Source organism: Corynebacterium hesseae (assembly GCF_037850265.1).
Lineage (GTDB): Bacteria > Actinomycetota > Actinomycetes > Mycobacteriales > Mycobacteriaceae > Corynebacterium > Corynebacterium hesseae.
Map to the genome: position 1 here is coordinate 1,367,932 of NZ_CP137211.1, position 14,771 is coordinate 1,382,702.

General features: G+C 58.5%; 13 protein-coding genes. 4 read left to right on the forward strand and 9 right to left on the reverse strand.

From position 1 onward, the window contains the following. Positions 1 to 100 precede the first annotated feature (100 nt). Positions 101 to 838 carry a DUF2785 domain-containing protein gene (locus R3O64_RS06365; protein WP_154736522.1) on the forward strand — a complete coding sequence of 246 codons (738 nt, stop codon included), beginning with the start codon at positions 101 to 103 and terminating at the stop codon, positions 836 to 838. A 30-nt stretch (positions 839 to 868) separates the two neighbouring features. Here R3O64_RS06365 and R3O64_RS06370 read toward each other — a convergent pair whose 3' ends face one another. The 4 genes from R3O64_RS06370 to R3O64_RS06385 form a co-directional block, all read right to left on the reverse strand. Continuing rightward, positions 869 to 1,300, reverse strand: a complete 432-nt coding sequence (locus R3O64_RS06370; protein ID WP_227485769.1) for a hypothetical protein — start codon at positions 1,298 to 1,300, stop codon at positions 869 to 871. A gap of 148 nt (positions 1,301 to 1,448) precedes the next feature. Further along, a complete protein-coding gene (locus R3O64_RS06375; RefSeq protein WP_339017524.1) occupies positions 1,449 to 2,138 on the reverse strand; it encodes a MerR family transcriptional regulator in 690 nt (229 codons plus the stop codon). Between the two features lie 73 nt (positions 2,139 to 2,211). Then, entirely contained in the window at positions 2,212 to 3,576 is a 1,365-nt protein-coding gene (locus tag R3O64_RS06380; protein ID WP_070524243.1) for a PFL family protein, read from the reverse strand. Between the two features lie 15 nt (positions 3,577 to 3,591). Further along, the gene (locus R3O64_RS06385; RefSeq protein WP_070524521.1) at positions 3,592 to 3,861 is read right to left on the reverse strand and encodes an ACT domain-containing protein; all 270 of its coding nucleotides are present in this window, start codon (positions 3,859 to 3,861) and stop codon (positions 3,592 to 3,594) included. Positions 3,862 to 3,940: 79 nt separating this feature from the next. Here R3O64_RS06385 and R3O64_RS06390 point away from each other — a divergent pair, with 79 nt between their 5' ends. Then, positions 3,941 to 4,630, forward strand: coding sequence for an NAD(P)-binding oxidoreductase (locus R3O64_RS06390; protein ID WP_339017525.1), 690 nt, complete (start codon positions 3,941 to 3,943; stop codon positions 4,628 to 4,630). On the opposite strand, the gene R3O64_RS06395 is transcribed toward R3O64_RS06390, so the two are convergent. From R3O64_RS06395 to can, 5 genes are all read right to left on the reverse strand, one after another. Further along, entirely contained in the window at positions 4,627 to 5,124 is a 498-nt protein-coding gene (locus R3O64_RS06395; protein ID WP_246816444.1) for a hypothetical protein, read from the reverse strand. The genes R3O64_RS06390 and R3O64_RS06395 overlap by 4 nt on opposite strands. Positions 5,125 to 5,381: 257 nt before the next feature. Then, positions 5,382 to 6,164: a hypothetical protein gene (locus R3O64_RS06400; RefSeq protein ID WP_250223862.1), complete on the reverse strand. Its 783-nt coding sequence runs from the start codon at positions 6,162 to 6,164 to the stop codon at positions 5,382 to 5,384. A gap of 497 nt (positions 6,165 to 6,661) precedes the next feature. Beyond that, positions 6,662 to 7,054, reverse strand: coding sequence for a hypothetical protein (locus tag R3O64_RS06405; protein WP_339017526.1), 393 nt, complete (start codon positions 7,052 to 7,054; stop codon positions 6,662 to 6,664). A 47-nt stretch (positions 7,055 to 7,101) separates the two neighbouring features. Beyond that, positions 7,102 to 7,674 (reverse strand): TetR/AcrR family transcriptional regulator, encoded by a 573-nt coding sequence (locus R3O64_RS06410; RefSeq protein WP_070565315.1) that lies wholly within the window; start codon positions 7,672 to 7,674, stop codon positions 7,102 to 7,104. A 172-nt stretch (positions 7,675 to 7,846) separates the two neighbouring features. Beyond that, positions 7,847 to 10,663 (reverse strand): aconitate hydratase, encoded by a 2,817-nt coding sequence (gene can / locus R3O64_RS06415; protein WP_210384684.1) that lies wholly within the window; start codon positions 10,661 to 10,663, stop codon positions 7,847 to 7,849. 346 nt (positions 10,664 to 11,009) lie between these two features. Between can and R3O64_RS06420 the strand changes: the two genes are divergently transcribed. Together R3O64_RS06420 and R3O64_RS06425 are read left to right on the forward strand one after the other, a co-directional pair. Then, a complete protein-coding gene (locus R3O64_RS06420; RefSeq protein ID WP_339016152.1) occupies positions 11,010 to 11,486 on the forward strand; it encodes a DUF6676 family protein in 477 nt (158 codons plus the stop codon). Positions 11,487 to 12,850: 1,364 nt separating this feature from the next. Next, a complete protein-coding gene (locus R3O64_RS06425; RefSeq protein ID WP_339016154.1) occupies positions 12,851 to 14,764 on the forward strand; it encodes a DIP1281 family NlpC/P60 protein in 1,914 nt (637 codons plus the stop codon). The last annotated feature ends 7 nt before the right edge of the window (positions 14,765 to 14,771 follow it).

Genomic DNA, 14,771 nt, shown 5'->3' on the forward strand with positions numbered 1-14,771 from the left:
TACCGCTCAAGGCTCTTTTCTTGGGTCCTTCCGGCTTCCCACGCACTGGGCCTAGTAGCGCTACGACCCAGCCGTGCTGCAGCAGGAGAGGACTGAAGCCATGAGCCACACCGATACCCTCGATTCTGTCATTGAACCACTGCTTACCGGTTTAGTGAGCAAGCGGCCTGAAGTCCGTGTGGACTGGGCCTTTGCCGAGCTTAAAGAAGGTATTGAGTCAGGGCAGTGGGATGGACACATCGACCAGGTTCGGGATCGCCTTACCGGTTACCTGCGCACGGACAAGGTGTGGACCAAGGTCATGGCCGCGCGTTTACTCACTGTTCTCGCTGAGTCTGGCCACTTTCATTACGAGGACTATCTCACCTTCCGCGCATGGTATGTCACTGAAGAAGACACGCGTGGCATAGTCAAGGACATCGGACACGTCATGGCGGTCGGCTACGGCGCGGACTATGTAGAAACCTGCGTTCGCATGGGGATGATTCCTGCCGTGGAGGGTGCGGCAATTATTTCTTGCCGCCTGCGCGTCCCAGGGGGAGTGTGGCACGACGATGAGGCAGAACGCTTGGCGCGTGCTGCGTGCACGACGATTGCTAAGAGCACATCGCCGCACATTCTAGAAATATGGACTGAGCGCCTGGGCAATACAGTCCTCAACGAGGGAGTGCGCAATGGTAATCGCGCGGTAGTGGAAAACTTCGCCCGCTTTCTCACTGCCACAGCGCACATGGTGCGTAGTGAACCCGAGAAGTGGGGAATCGACGTCGACCGCGCGCAACTAGCACTACCGCTGATAGCGGAACTCGAAGACAAACTTCGCAACGCCGGCGCATAAGTATTCTCTTTCCACCAGTGAAAGCGCCATCTAGTGTTGGCGCGCAGCACTAAAGAAGCGCACCTTATCAACCTCCATCGGCTGGGGCCGCTGCCAAGGATAGCGATCCGGGGTGGCCATAACAGGCGAGCTCAGCTGCAGGAGGGTGTCCGTGCCTGCGGGGCCGCCTACTGTCAGCTCGCCATCGCGTATTTCAATCGCTGAGGTAAAACTGCGATCAACGCTCTTGTGCTGCACAACGGCAGTTGGTATCTCAGCGAAGACAGTTTTTCCGCGCCGCAGAACGGTAGCATCGTCGGAGATATAACTGGGGCGAATGCGCTCAGCGGCAATCAACCCCCACACGAAAATGATGGCCCACAGCGACAGCAGTAACGCCACAACCCGAACCGCACCTGCGGGGAGAATCAGGTGGACGACTACCATTTCAACCACCAGCACCGCGGTGACAAAACCAAGCATTTGCAGCCTGCCCGGGGGATGGGGAAGTGCCTGAGCACCAGCGGGGAGCAAAGTCTCGCCGCGTATCCAAAGCCACAAATCGCGGTAGAGGCTAAGTTCATACTTTGCCAATCGGAATCCAGGATGTTTTCCCAGGAATCTCCATATCCTATCCATGTGGCGCTCCCGACAGTGCCGCGAGCGCTCTGCCCTGTGCACCAGTTGTCGGTGCATCGGTGGGACTCAGCGGGACCTTACCTGGGCGCAACGTAGGATAGATTCCCCGCATGAGGCCGCGTTCGCCTAAATGCTGCAGCTTGGCGACGATTACCGTGACCTCGCGATCATTCGGGGACAATGCACCCAGTTTTCGCCATAGCGATTCAACCTCGCGGAGAACTCTCAAACATTCGGCATCTTCAAGGTTCTCGCGCAATTGTTGCCAGGTTCCTTCCGTCGCGACACCACACAGCGCCATCAGATCCCAAGAATCAAGCTCGAGCTGCAGCATCGCGGGATCATGGATCGCCTCTTTGAGTGATTCGCGGATGTCTCGTGGAGTCCCGTTGGGTGCTTGGGCAAGGGCGCGTAAGCGTTCACGTTGGTTCTTGAGCCGAGCGATGCGATCGTCGAGCACGCCGCATGAACGATCGATAGCATCCGGCAGATTTACGTCGGCGACGGGGACTCCGGCGTCGATAAGCGCACGCGCGCGCAGCACCGAAGCCAAGTCAGAAACAGAATAGTCGCGGTAGTTCCCGCTGGTGCGGGCGGGTTCAGGGACCGCGCCCGTCTCGTGTAAATGTCGTACAGAACGAACTGAGCATCCAGCGACCGCGGCGACGTCCGATATCTTCATAGGACAAAGCTAAACCCTCACATAGTGTGAGGGTCAAGTGCTTGGTGAAAACTAATCCGAGTTGCTGAGGCTTTTAGTTTCGGAAGCCGTGTACCGGCGCCGGGATGAAGCCACCGCGGTTGATGAAGGTGGAGTTGCCCACCTCATTGACCGGAATGACCGGAGCGTAGCCCAGCAGGCCGCCGAAGTTGACCTCATCGCCAGCCTTGGTTCCCGGGGCGGGGATAACGCGCACGGCAGTCGTCTTATGATTCATCACGCCAATGGCGGCTTCATCAGCGATCATGCCAGCAATAGTCTCCGCGGAAGTATCGCCCGGAATGGCGATCATGTCCAGGCCCACCGAGCAGATGGAGGTCATGGCCTCCAGCTTGTCGATGGAAATAGCGCCGGTGCGCACAGCATCGATCATGCCCTTGTCTTCCGAAACCGGGATGAAGGAACCCGATAGACCGCCCACGCGTGAGCAGGCCATCATGCCGCCCTTCTTGACGGCGTCGTTAAGCAGTGCGAGGGCTGCCGTCGTTCCGTGCGTGCCCACCTGATCCAGGCCCATGTGTTCCAGGATGTGCGCGACGGAATCTCCCAGCTCCGCTGTGGGGGCCAGCGAAAGGTCGATGATGCCAAAGGGAACACCGAGGCGCTCCGAGGCCATCGAACCAACGAGCTGTCCGGCACGCGTGACCTTGAAGGCAGCCTTCTTGACCTCCTCGGCGACTTCATTAAGGGTGGCGCCCTCCAGGGATCCGAGAGCACGGTCGACAACACCCGGCCCAGACACACCGACGGAGACAACGCAGTCCGGTTCCTCGATACCGTGGAAGGCACCGGCCATGAAGGGGTTATCGCCCACGGAGTTGGAGAAGATCACGAGCTTGGCACAGCCGATGGCGCTGCGGTCCTTGGTGAGTTCGGCAGCTTCCTTGATGATGCGTCCCATCTGCGCTGCGGCGTTCATGTTGATGCCGGCGCGCGAGGATGCGATATTTACTGAGGAACACACCAGGTTGGTCTCAGCCAGCGCTTCCGGGATAGAGCGGATGAGTGTCTTTTCCGCAGTGGTGGCACCCTTTTCAACCAATGCGGAGTAGCCGCCGACGAAGTTAACACCTGTCGTCTCAGCGGCGCGATCCAGTGCACGGGCGACGTCGACGGGGTGTCCTTCTACGCCAGCCACGATAAGTGAGATCGGAGTGACGGAAATACGTTTGTTGACGATCGGGATGCCGAGCTCGGCCTCGATCCCTTCGCAGACTTCCACGAGCTGAGCCGCGCGGGTGGTCACGCGATCATAAACGGCCTCTGCGGTAGCTTCCATGGTGGAGCGCGTGCAGCCGAGCAGCGAGATCCCCATGGTAACGGTGCGGATATCGAGGCGGTATTTCTCGATCATCTCGATGGTGTCGAGAATACTGACGGTGTTGAAGCGATTAAGCATGACTGATTCTCGCTCCTAAATTTCATTCATGGCGGTGAACAGTGCTTCCGACTGCACGCGAATGGATTGTTTGATGGACTCACCGACGGTATTCATCCGCTCCTGAATCTGCTGGATGCTGACCTCATTCTCATCGAATTCGACGCGCAGGATCATCGTGAAGTACCCAGACATGAGGGTCTGAGAGACGTCAACGATGTTGATCTTGAGCTCAGCGAGGGCGGTGGAAACGGCAGAGATAATTCCGGTGTTATCAACACCGGTAACAGTCATGATGGCGATCATAATTTGATTGTAGCCCGTCGGTTTTTCACGCTGCCCTGGGGTCATGCAGGATAGCGAGCCGGCGCGTACGGTGGCGCACATGACTGATACGACAACAACTACGCGCAAGAAGGTTCTGTACATCGGCGGCCACGGCAAGGTTGGGCTCTTGGCGGCGCCCAAGCTTGTCGACGCCAACCTCACCGTCCATTCCCTCATCCGCAACCCGGACCAGGTCTCTGATATTGAGGCCCTCGGTGCCGCCGCAGTGGTTCGCGATCTCACCGAGCTTTCTGTTGAGGACTGGGCAGAGCTTTTGGCTGACTATGACGTCGTCGTGTGGGGCGCCGGAAATGGTGGCCGTGCTGGTGCGGAGGTGACGTGGGCGGTCGACCGTGATGCGGCGCTGGCATCTATTGCGGGTCTGGAAAAGCTTTCTGCCGAGGGCAAGAACACTCCCGCCTACATCATGATTTCCTACATGGGCGCTACGGAGAACACGACTGATCCTGCGGATGAGAAGTGGTACGCCTACGTGGAGTCCAAGAAGGCCGTAGACAATAAGCTCAACTCAACCGACCTCACTTACCTCATCCTTGGCCCGGCGGCCCTGACGGAAGAGCCTTCGCGTGGCATCACCGTGCTAGATAAGGACGCAGAGCGCACCGCTAATCTGACTACCTCCCGGGAGCTTGTCGCTGAGGTGGTCACCGAGGTCGCCGGCCGCGAAAGCTTCCCGACTTCGCCGCTAGAATTCATCGATGGCGATGGAAGCGTGAAGGATATCTAAAATCGAGCGGATGCCGCCGCGTCAAGCGCGGCGATGACTTGCTCTCTGCTCAGTTGGTGGTGGAGGCTCGCATAACGAAGTGGCTTTGTGGACAGGTGGGCCGCGATATACCACCCTGTGGGGTGCTTGAACGTCGCTTGGCTTTGGAACCGTACCACGGCCACACCCTGCTCCCGGAAGGAGCGGGGAGAAGTGTGGGACTCAAACTCATCGCTGATGATTTCTTGAACTGTGCCATCTGGAAGGAAAATGCGCACTTTCGCCTTGTAGTAGTACTCGGTGGGATCAGCGTGCGGCACGTGTCGACCTGTTTGCCAGATCTCACTAAGCAGCGCGGGATAATACTCGATCCACCCATTTTCCGACGCCGTCCGTAGGCGGCGAGCACCCCACGTAGAGCTCCGAATTGCTCGAATGTTCCGACCGGCCGCCACGACGAGGAAGAGAACAAAGACCGCAACGGCCAATCCCTGCCATCCGGAACTAATAGACATATCTTCGCCGATAAAGGCTGATAGTGCGATAGCTAGGCCCACTACCGCCGTGATGAGGTTGTTCCGTAGACTTCGCCATTCAGGTGCGGCCCCGCCTGGGAGTGGCCCAGCCGCTGCGATCGCGCGAGCGATGCTAGATGTGCTTGATCTCAAGTTCGGGGCGGACACAGAACTCCGAGTGCGGGGAATGAGTCTCTCGGAGTAGTGGTGTTCCGGGAAGTCGAATGGTGCTAAAGCGTGGTCAGACATTCTTATCACTAACTTCTTACCCAGTTCCGCTCTGCAAAAGACAGTGCTGCTTCAATGTTCTTTTGGCGCAGACCATTGTGCAGTTCTGGCTGCGGTTTATCTGCATCTACCCGGTATCCCACTACACCCCATCCGTTGTTGTGGTTGAAGTCCACGGTGGCGACGAGGGGACCGTCGGCAAGCAGCCGGCCACGCAGCTTCAGCCAGTTCGGGTTTGGAGCAATGAATTCCTCGGTCATGCTTTTCGTCAATGAGCCGTCCGGCTGCAAGATCAGTATCGGGGCGGTGTAGTAATAGTCGGTCTTGTCGTCGTAATCAACGCGGCGCTTATAGGTCAGCTCGCCGATCAGTGCGGGGCGGTACTCGATCCAGCCATTCTCCCACGCGGTGCGAAGCCTTGTTGTGGAACCCAAGCGCCCCCGCAAAATCAAGATTCCAACGAAGACGAACACGAGGGCTACAGCTCCAGTGATAAGGCTGGCTATCGGAATATTCCCAATCGTTCCTCCGGCTCCGGGAAACAGGACTGATATAAAGAGCGTGTGAGCCACCGAGAAGAGTAGCGCTGAACCGCCAATGAAGATGAAAAAGGAAGCAACGATGACCATGCCGAGATTGGATTGGCCGATCGGAGACCCGACGCTATTAATAGCCTCGCGGATGCCGCTGCGATCCATGTTTGGGTTGGGGTGCTGATCGTGATCCTTCAAATCCTTAGGCGCGAGGGATCCTGCACTTGAAGAAGGAAGCTTCAGCGGAGTGCGGGGCAGCTGCAAAGGCGAGTGAGTCATGGATCACAGCTTAATGGTCGTGGTCTCCATTTTCTCGGTGACCATCGGCGGCTGGGGACTAGCCCCCAACGGAAGGAACTCAGTCTTAATTGGGAGAGCTAGCGCACCCACCGCTGTTCAGCGAATTGGAGCACGGCATCAAGTTGGCCGCTGGTGAGACCGCTGGATAGTTCCGCCTCCGAACTTGATCCATCAGCGCGGTAAGCCGCGACGGTCCATCCATTATTGTGCGCGGTATCGGCGGTTGCTATTCGGGCCCCTTCGGCAAGAGCCGCGCCCCGTGACCTTAGCCTATTCGGATTGTCAGCGCGGAACTCAGCGGACATTGCGCTCGCTAGTGTGCCGTCTGGCTGAAGGATCAAAAGAGGCGCCGAATAATAGAAATAGGTCCGCTTACGGTCGTCGGACCCTTCGGTTTCGCTTCGCAGGTAAACAAGCTCGCCAATAAGAGCAGGACGGTATTCTATCCAGCCGTTGCGCCACGCGGTGCGCAGACGCTATGCATTTCGGATTTCCTTGAAAACACTCCGCAAACCTACGATGAAAACAGTAAGACTGACGAGGCAAATAATGATTGGGATAAGCGAAAATACTCCTAGATCGGAGAAGCTGCTTTGCGGAGGACCAAAGCCACCAGTGAAGAAAGGAATCGACATGCTGAACATAAACAGCCCGACGAGACCTATAAAAGTCCAGACTGCGACAGCACCAAACGAGAGGCGTCCCGGCTGAGGCCCAGCCTCCTCGATGACCTCGCGAAGACCTGAATTGTCCATCCGCGGGTTCGGCTGAGCATCGTGGGTGCGCTGTTCCTTTGGAGCAAGCCGCGGCGTAGCGCTCAGACTTATTCCGCACTGCGTGCGCGAAAGTCGTAGGGGAGTATGGTCCATGCGCCACAGTGTAGCGGCGACCACACTTCGTCACCGAGTACTAAAGCCTAGTGATCGGCGTGGGAGCCGCGAATCGATTGTTCGACCAAATCTAAAACCTGCTCGAGATTCTTCGTATCCCCGAGCGCTAGGCGGTTGATAAATCCGTCCATAAAGGTTTCAAGATATGTCACGAGAGTGTCGATTGAGACGTCGTCTCGCATGCGCCCCTTCTCGGCGTTGGATTCCAAGCGGGCACGGACCGCCTTATCAAGAATCTGTTGCTCCTCATGCCAGCGCGCGGCGAAAGACGGATCGGTACGCAGCATCGAGGTCACAGCAAGCCGGGTAGCAAGCCAGTCATGGCGTTCCGGATGGCGCAGCATCTCACTCATGACTTCGACGAGACCGTTGTTCGCAACAACTTCGGCCTCACGGGCGGCGTCTTCCCGGGCCAAGGCAAGAAAGAGGGACTCCTTATCACCGAAATGATGGAAGATTGCCCCACGCGACTTACCTGTGGCTTCTTCGAGACGCCGCACCGTCGCACCGTCGTAGCCGTGCTCAGCGAAGCATTTACGTGCGCCAACCAGAATGTCGTGGCGGCGGCGGTTCAGTTCAGAGTCGCTCATAATCGGCATGGCTGAAAACTAGCTCCTTTAAGCACGGCGGCGGGTAAACGGGTGGTGGAAATAGAGGGGGAGGGGCAGAAGCAGAAAGGCCAGCCAGCACTCCATGTTGCTAGCTGGCCTTGGTGCCTAACTATGTAGGTCGCCCCAGAGTCGGGGTGCCTACATAATGGGCAAGGCTGTTTTAGGCCTTGACCATCTGGCGCAGAACGAACTGCAGAATGCCGCCGTGGCGGTAGTAGTCGGCCTCACCAGGTGTGTCGATGCGAACCTTGGCATCGAACTCAACGGTCTCGCCGGACTCCTTGGTGGCGGTCACGTGGACCGTCTTCGGAATGCCGCCCTCGTTGAGGGCTGCGATGCCGTCGATGTCGAAGGTCTCGGTGCCATCCAAGCCCAGGGACTCGTGGGACTCGCCCTCCGGGAACTGCAGCGGGATGACGCCCATGCCAATGAGGTTCGAGCGGTGAATACGCTCGAAGGACTCAGTGATGACAGCCTTCACGCCAAGCAGGTTGGTGCCCTTAGCAGCCCAGTCACGGGAGGAACCAGTGCCGTACTCCTTACCAGCAAGGACAACCAGCGGAATGTCGGCTGCCTTGTAGTTCTCGCAGGCATCGAAGATGAAGGCCTGCGGTGCGCCCTCCTGGGTGAAGTCACGGGTGTAGCCACCGGCGACGTCGACCAGCTGGTTCTGGAGGCGGATGTTGGCGAAGGTACCGCGCATCATGACCTCGTGGTTACCGCGACGGGAACCCAGGGAGTTGTAGTCCTGACGCTCGACACCGTTGGCATCCAGGTACTGAGCGGCCGGGGTGCCCGGCTTAATGGAGGAAGCCGGGGAGATGTGGTCGGTGGTCACGGAGTCACCGAGCTTAGCAAGGACGCGAGCGCCCTTGATGTCCTGAACGGGCTCCGGCTCAGTCGGCATGCCGTCGAAGTACGGTGCCTTGCGGATGTAGGTGGAATCCTCGTTCCACTTGAAGGTCTCGCCCTCCGGAACGTCCAGGTTGCGCCATGCGTCGTCACCCTTGAACACGTCGGCGTAATCAGCCTCGTAGAGCTCGCGGGAGATGGCCTGCTGGATGGTGTCCTCGATCTCCTTCGGGGAAGGCCAGATGTCCTTGAGGAAGACATCGTTGCCGTCCTGATCCTGACCCAGCGCCTGAGCCTCGAAATCGAAGTCCATGGTGCCAGCAATAGCGTATGCAATGACCATGATGGGGGAGGCCAAGTAGTTCATCTTGACGTCCGGGGAGATGCGGCCCTCAAAGTTACGGTTGCCGGACAGCACCGCAGTAGCAGCCAGATCATGCTCGTTGATGGCGTTGGAGATTTCCTCCGGCAGCGGGCCGGAGTTACCGATACAGGTGGTGCAGCCGAAGCCGGAGAGGTAGAAGCCAAGCGCCTCCAGATCCTTCCAGAGGTCTGCGCGCTGGAAGTAGCCGTCAACAACCTGGGAACCCGGGGCACAAATGGTCTTGACCCACGGCTTGGACTTCAGGCCCTTTTCAGCAGCCTTACGTGCGATGAGGCCAGCGCCAACCATGACGGACGGGTTAGAGGTGTTGGTGCAGGAGGTAATGGAAGCGATAGCAACCATGCCGTGGTCCAGGGTGTACTCGCCACCGTTCGGGGAGGTGACGGTAACCGGGTTGGACTGGCGGCCGGAGCCGCCCTTGGCTGCGGACTCGCCTTCGCCTGCACGAGACTTGTTCAGGCCACCGGTAACGTCGACGAGAGCATTCTCGTCGCCACCCTCGGAGGTCATGCGCTTTGCCTCGATGGTGGACTCGTCTGCAACAACCTCGCCGGAAGCGTAAGTCGGCAGATCCTTACGGAACTGCTCCTTTGCCTCAGAGAGGAGAATGCGGTCCTGCGGGCGCTTCGGGCCGGCGATGGACGGCTTAACAGTGGACAGATCCAGTTCGAGGTACTCGGAGTACTGTGCCTCCGGAGCGTCCTGCTCGAGCCACATGCCCTGAGCCTTGGCGTAAGCCTCGACGCGATCGATCTGCTCCTGCGGACGGCCGGTGAGCTCGAGGTACTTGATGGTCTCCTCGTCGATCGGGAAGATCGCAGCGGTGGAACCGAACTCGGGGGACATGTTACCGATGGTGGCGCGGTTAGCCAGCGGCACGGACTTCACACCGTTGCCGTAGAACTCAACAAACTTCTGAACCACACCGTGCTGGCGCAGCATCTCGGTGATGGTCAGCACCACGTCGGTAGCGGTCACGCCGGTCGGAATCTCGCCGGTGAGCTTGAAGCCCACGACGCGCGGGATCAGCATGGACACCGGCTGACCCAGCATTGCAGCCTCGGCCTCGATGCCGCCAACGCCCCAGCCCAGGATGCCCAGGCCGTTTTCCATGGTGGTGTGGGAGTCGGTACCAATACAGGTATCCGGGTAGGCAACACCATCGTTGTCGAAGACCACGCGGGAAAGGTACTCAATGTTGACCTGGTGGACAATACCGGTTCCCGGAGGAACAACGCGGAAGTTGGAGAAATTCTCGGCACCCCAGCGCAGGAACTGGTAACGCTCCTGGTTGCGCTCGTACTCGATCTCAACATTCTTCTCCAGGGCCTCGGTGGAGCCGAAAGCCTCGACGATGACGGAGTGGTCAATAACCATCTCGGCCGGGTTGAGCGGGTTCACCTGGTCCGGCTTGCCGCCGAGGGCGGCGATAGCCTCACGCATGGTTGCCAAGTCGACCACGCAGGGGACGCCGGTGAAGTCCTGCATCAGAACGCGGGCCGGGGTGAACTGGATCTCGGTATCCGGCTCAGCGGACGGATCCCAGTTGGCCAAAGCGTTAATGTGATCCTTGGTTACGTTCTTCCCGTCCTCGTAGCGCAGCTGGTTCTCAGCCAGGACCTTGAGGGAGTAAGGAAGCTTCTCCAGGCCCTCGACTGCATTGATGTCAAAGTAGTCATAGGACTTACCGTTGACCTCAAGAGTCTTCTTGGCGCCGAAGGAGTTCAGGCTTTCAGTCATAAGGAGCTCCATTCCTTGCTTTTCGCTTGTGGGTTATCGAACACTGGTCGAAGGTTCATCGAATTTGCCGATATGCCCTAGCAACCACATGGAGCCAGGTGTATCGGCGATCTCAGAACGCGAATGTTCCGTATCTATTGTAGATGCAAGAACCCTCGGTCGACACCAGCATAACAGTACGGGCGTTCTGTTTCCTACATTTCGGGGGTAGCGGCGAGTCACCGGCCTCGCCCACGCTCCGAGGTTTAGGCTCGATCGGGAATCCGGGGGACAAACCTCCGAATCGTGTTTGGGCAGAAGACTGTGCCACCAAGCATTAACGTCCATAGAGATTAAGGAGTGGCGGATGATCCCGGCGGGCGTAGATGTAGACGACATTGCAGATCAGCTCTCAGCCGACGGTGTAGCGTTCTCAAACCCAGAGCTGGCGCTAGACGACGACCTCCAGGTCCGCATCGCAGACTCCCTCCAGCCCAACCATGGCATCGCAGTGGTAGATGTCTTCCCCGACAAGATTCCAGATCTACGCGACCTGGCGACAGCCCTTCAAGAACAAACGGGACTCGATACCGTGATTCTCCAGGCGCCAATGCGGGTGTCCGCAGTCAGTAATTCTTATGATCGGGCATCCATTGAGGCAGCCGAGGATTCGCTACCAACTGGACTCGATCAGGTAACTTTGCTGAATGATTTCTATGCAACTGCAGATCATTTTTCAACGCCATGGCTGGCAATCTTGACGTTGTTTTTCTTCGTAGCGGCAATTGCGGGCTGGGCGGGATTTCGAGCCGCTACACAGAAAGCTGACACGGCCAGAAACTAAGCGATCGAGGTCGCCGAGTGAATTCCGCTAAACATGCGCCACACCCACCACAGGGGTAGGGAAGTGGCGAATATCAACCACTAAGACTTGACTTTTGCAACGGGGGAGTGGTTGAGAGGGCGTAAGAGCCCTAGGAATATGGCCCACGCAGCGACCACATCGGATGCCGCACGGGCACCTTAAGTCGACGAATACTTCGGTTCTCTCCAGTCCCGAAATGGAGCGTTTCCTGCGCCCCAGAAGACAGGTTCCACTGGGAACAATCGAAGCTTCTGCGGCAGGCCCAGGGCCGCAATCCACAGCGATAGTCAGGGGGGAGAGGTTTGCACTCCGGGGAAGAGTGAGCAACGTCACAGTCACACATTGATAACAAAGTCATTGCAGGTTAGGTGCGCCTGTAACGCCTTGTGGTTTTCCGTGGCTGATGTGAAAGATGGGAAAAGTGTGCGAGATGGCGTGTCGGTGACGTATGGTTCACGTATCGACTCACGGGTTGACTATTGCTCCATACGTTCATGGACCAAGCCTTGACTCTCAACTGATTTGTCGCACGGGTATGTGGGGAAGCACGCCGCGAGCGAAGAGGACCGTTGGGGTTCACCGCCTGGTGGATGACCGTCGCACCGCGCTAGCGATGCGCGTAGCAATGCAGTTTTCTCGACGCAGTCGGTACCAGTGTTCAACCTTTTAGATATCGAAACACCTACCTCCCGAGTGGAAGAGGCTTCATACACTTCATTCGCACGCCCTCATCGAGGGCTGTGATGGCCATGAGTTCCATCGGTTTCCGGTTGGGTGCCAGCTGTGAGTGCTTACGCGTGCGCCACTAAGGACCGCGGAAGTGCCCTCCACGAGCGCGGCGCCGAGCGAGGAGGAACCGACGCAGGACCTCGAGCCTGAATATGGGTGTGTGTCCCTTCGTCGTCGGATCGTGCAGCCATACTCGGCGCCGCTCTCCGTGAGCCCAACGAGCACCATGCGAGTGCGGTGTGGCTAGCTATGACGCACGGTTCGACGTGATGTTGGTGCACACGCCAGACGCCCCGCAGATTTCCCTGCCGCCTCTATAAGAGAAAATGCCGCCCCGTCTATTCGGCATTTCGTGGCGTAGAGAGCAAAGAGCTCTTCAGGGGCAAGCCGCGTTCGCGTATCCCGGTCAATTCCGGGCGCAAGCCTTATTAAGTCCACTATTCCCATTGGGAAATCGATTGCCGCCTCATCCTGCTTGAAGGCGAGACTAGCTACGTACACACCGCTGTTTCTTTTGCTCGTCCAACTCGTCACCTCCAGGTCTCGATGTCCGGCAAGCTCGTCTACGCAACGTGCGTGACATCTCCGGGGTAGGTGTCTAGGAGATAACCCTCGTGGCCACCACATCATCTTTCGGCTTTCGGCGCTTTAAGGCAGCGTGCGCTGCCATAGCGACCACCGCCGCCTTGTCTACTGTCTCCGCGCTCACTCCTGCAGTGGCTGCGGAACCTGAGCAGATCAACATCAAATCCCTGCTATCCTCCGACAACCCATCCATCGCAGACCTCGCGGGCGCAATCGCCCAGATTGAGGAGCGCATCGCACAAGCGGAAGCCTCCATAGGTGCGCAGCGCGAAACCGTCAACCGTGCGCTGGTCGATCTCAACGACGCCCGCACTAAGGCAAACCAAGCGCGCCAAGGAACAACGACGGCGCGCGAGCAGCTTGACGACGCACAAGCGGATGTCGCCGATGCCCAGGCCAAGCTGGATGAGGTCTCCCGTTCCGCCTACCGCCGAGCCAATACTTCCGATGCCGTCTCCCATGCGGCAGGAAAAGACGCGCGTTCGGACATGCTGGAGCGCCAGTCCTACCTTCGCTCGCAGTCTGAGAAGCAGCAGGCCGTCGTTAGCGACTTGGAGAAGCAGCGCACGGAAAAGGCGAACAAGGAATCCCAGCTGCGGAAGACCCAACAACTGGCCGAGGAACGTGCGGACCGGGCGGCCGATGCCGAGGCTGCCGCGCGCGAGCAACTCTCCGCGTCCGAGGCTTCTATTGAGGAATCTACGTCCGAACGCGAGGATCTGCTTTCCCAACTCTCATCTCTTCACAAGGCGCTAAATCAAGCCAAGGGTCTGGACGGAGAAGGTGTGTCAAGCCCAACAGCTGGATCTAAGGTCAAGGAGCGGGCCGGGACTAATTCTGCACAGGGTCGTTCTGAGTCTAGTGCCGCAACTCCTGCCGACGGCCCATCGACGGTATCCTCGCCGTCCGCTGCGGGGCATTCGACACCGGCCAGCACGGAGCCGACCGCCGAGTCCACAGCGTCCACCGTGGCCGGCCCCTCCGACTCTGAGGCACAGAACCCCACGCTTCAATCGCAGCCGTCGACGGCTTCTGCCGATGCTGATGACTTGGAAGAGCTCTCTAGCGCCGCAAGCACCGTGGCTTCCGATCCGAACGTGCAAGAGTTGTCGTCGACAAGCACGGCCAGCTCCTCTGAAGAGAACGCCGAGAACTCCCAGGGCGGTAGCTCCAGCTCGTTCGATCCGAACGGAATCGATGCGGAAACCGTAGCGCTTGGCATTGAAGCGGTGGGAACAGTGGCCTCGATGGTGGCCGCATCTCAGCCGGACCACAATAACAGCTTGAGCCAAGAGGAAATCAATGCTCTGGCGGAAGGCTCTTCCAAGCTCTTTGCCCTCCAGGGTGGGCAAGACAGCACTGGGGAAGTGACGGATTCCACGGAGACGTCCGATAGCGATGCAGCGAACGCAACTGATAGCGAGGATTCCCTTGAGTCCGATGTCTCCGGTGTCCTGGAGGAACTTGACACCACCGATAGCGTGACGAAGAAGGCATCCGCTTCACTGGGCGATGCCTCCCGCGAAGCAAAGATTGAGACCGTCATCGAGCGCGCAACGTCTCAGGTGGGAGTTCCCTATGCCTGGGGTGGTGGCGATGCCAACGGTCCTACGCAGGGCATTCGCGACGGCGGCGTCGCTGACTCTTATGGCGACTACAACAAGGTCGGCTTCGACTGTTCTGGGCTGGTGCTCTATGCCTTTGCTGGCGTCGGCATTTCCCTGCCGCATTACACCGGCTACCAGTATCAGAAGGGAACCAAGATTTCCCCGAGCGAGATGCAGCGAGGCGACCTTGTCTTCTACGGCCCGAGCGGAAATCAGCACGTGGCAATCTATCTTGGTGACGGCACCATGGTCGAAGCTCCGCAGTCCGGTCAAAACGTCAGCATCTCCCCAGTACGACAAGCCGGCATGGCACCCTATGCCGTGCGACTGATCTAGTTCAGCC

Bases quoted from the DNA above. Each gene is read 5' to 3' on its own strand.
- R3O64_RS06390 (WP_339017525.1), top strand. From the start codon at position 3,941: ATGACTGATACGACAACAACTACGCGCAAGAAGGTTCTGTACATCGGC.
- R3O64_RS06385 (WP_070524521.1), bottom strand. From the start codon at position 3,861: ATGATCGCCATCATGACTGTTACCGGTGTTGATAACACCGGAATTATC.
- R3O64_RS06420 (WP_339016152.1), top strand. From the start codon at position 11,010: ATGATCCCGGCGGGCGTAGATGTAGACGACATTGCAGATCAGCTCTCA.
- R3O64_RS06375 (WP_339017524.1), bottom strand. From the start codon at position 2,138: ATGAAGATATCGGACGTCGCCGCGGTCGCTGGATGCTCAGTTCGTTCT.
- R3O64_RS06400 (WP_250223862.1), bottom strand. From the start codon at position 6,164: ATGACTCACTCGCCTTTGCAGCTGCCCCGCACTCCGCTGAAGCTTCCT.
- R3O64_RS06365 (WP_154736522.1), top strand. From the start codon at position 101: ATGAGCCACACCGATACCCTCGATTCTGTCATTGAACCACTGCTTACC.
- R3O64_RS06410 (WP_070565315.1), bottom strand. From the start codon at position 7,674: ATGCCGATTATGAGCGACTCTGAACTGAACCGCCGCCGCCACGACATT.
- R3O64_RS06370 (WP_227485769.1), bottom strand. From the start codon at position 1,300: ATGCTTGGTTTTGTCACCGCGGTGCTGGTGGTTGAAATGGTAGTCGTC.
- R3O64_RS06405 (WP_339017526.1), bottom strand. From the start codon at position 7,054: ATGGACCATACTCCCCTACGACTTTCGCGCACGCAGTGCGGAATAAGT.
- R3O64_RS06395 (WP_246816444.1), bottom strand. From the start codon at position 5,124: ATGTCTATTAGTTCCGGATGGCAGGGATTGGCCGTTGCGGTCTTTGTT.
- R3O64_RS06380 (WP_070524243.1), bottom strand. From the start codon at position 3,576: ATGCTTAATCGCTTCAACACCGTCAGTATTCTCGACACCATCGAGATG.
- can (WP_210384684.1), bottom strand. From the start codon at position 10,663: ATGACTGAAAGCCTGAACTCCTTCGGCGCCAAGAAGACTCTTGAGGTC.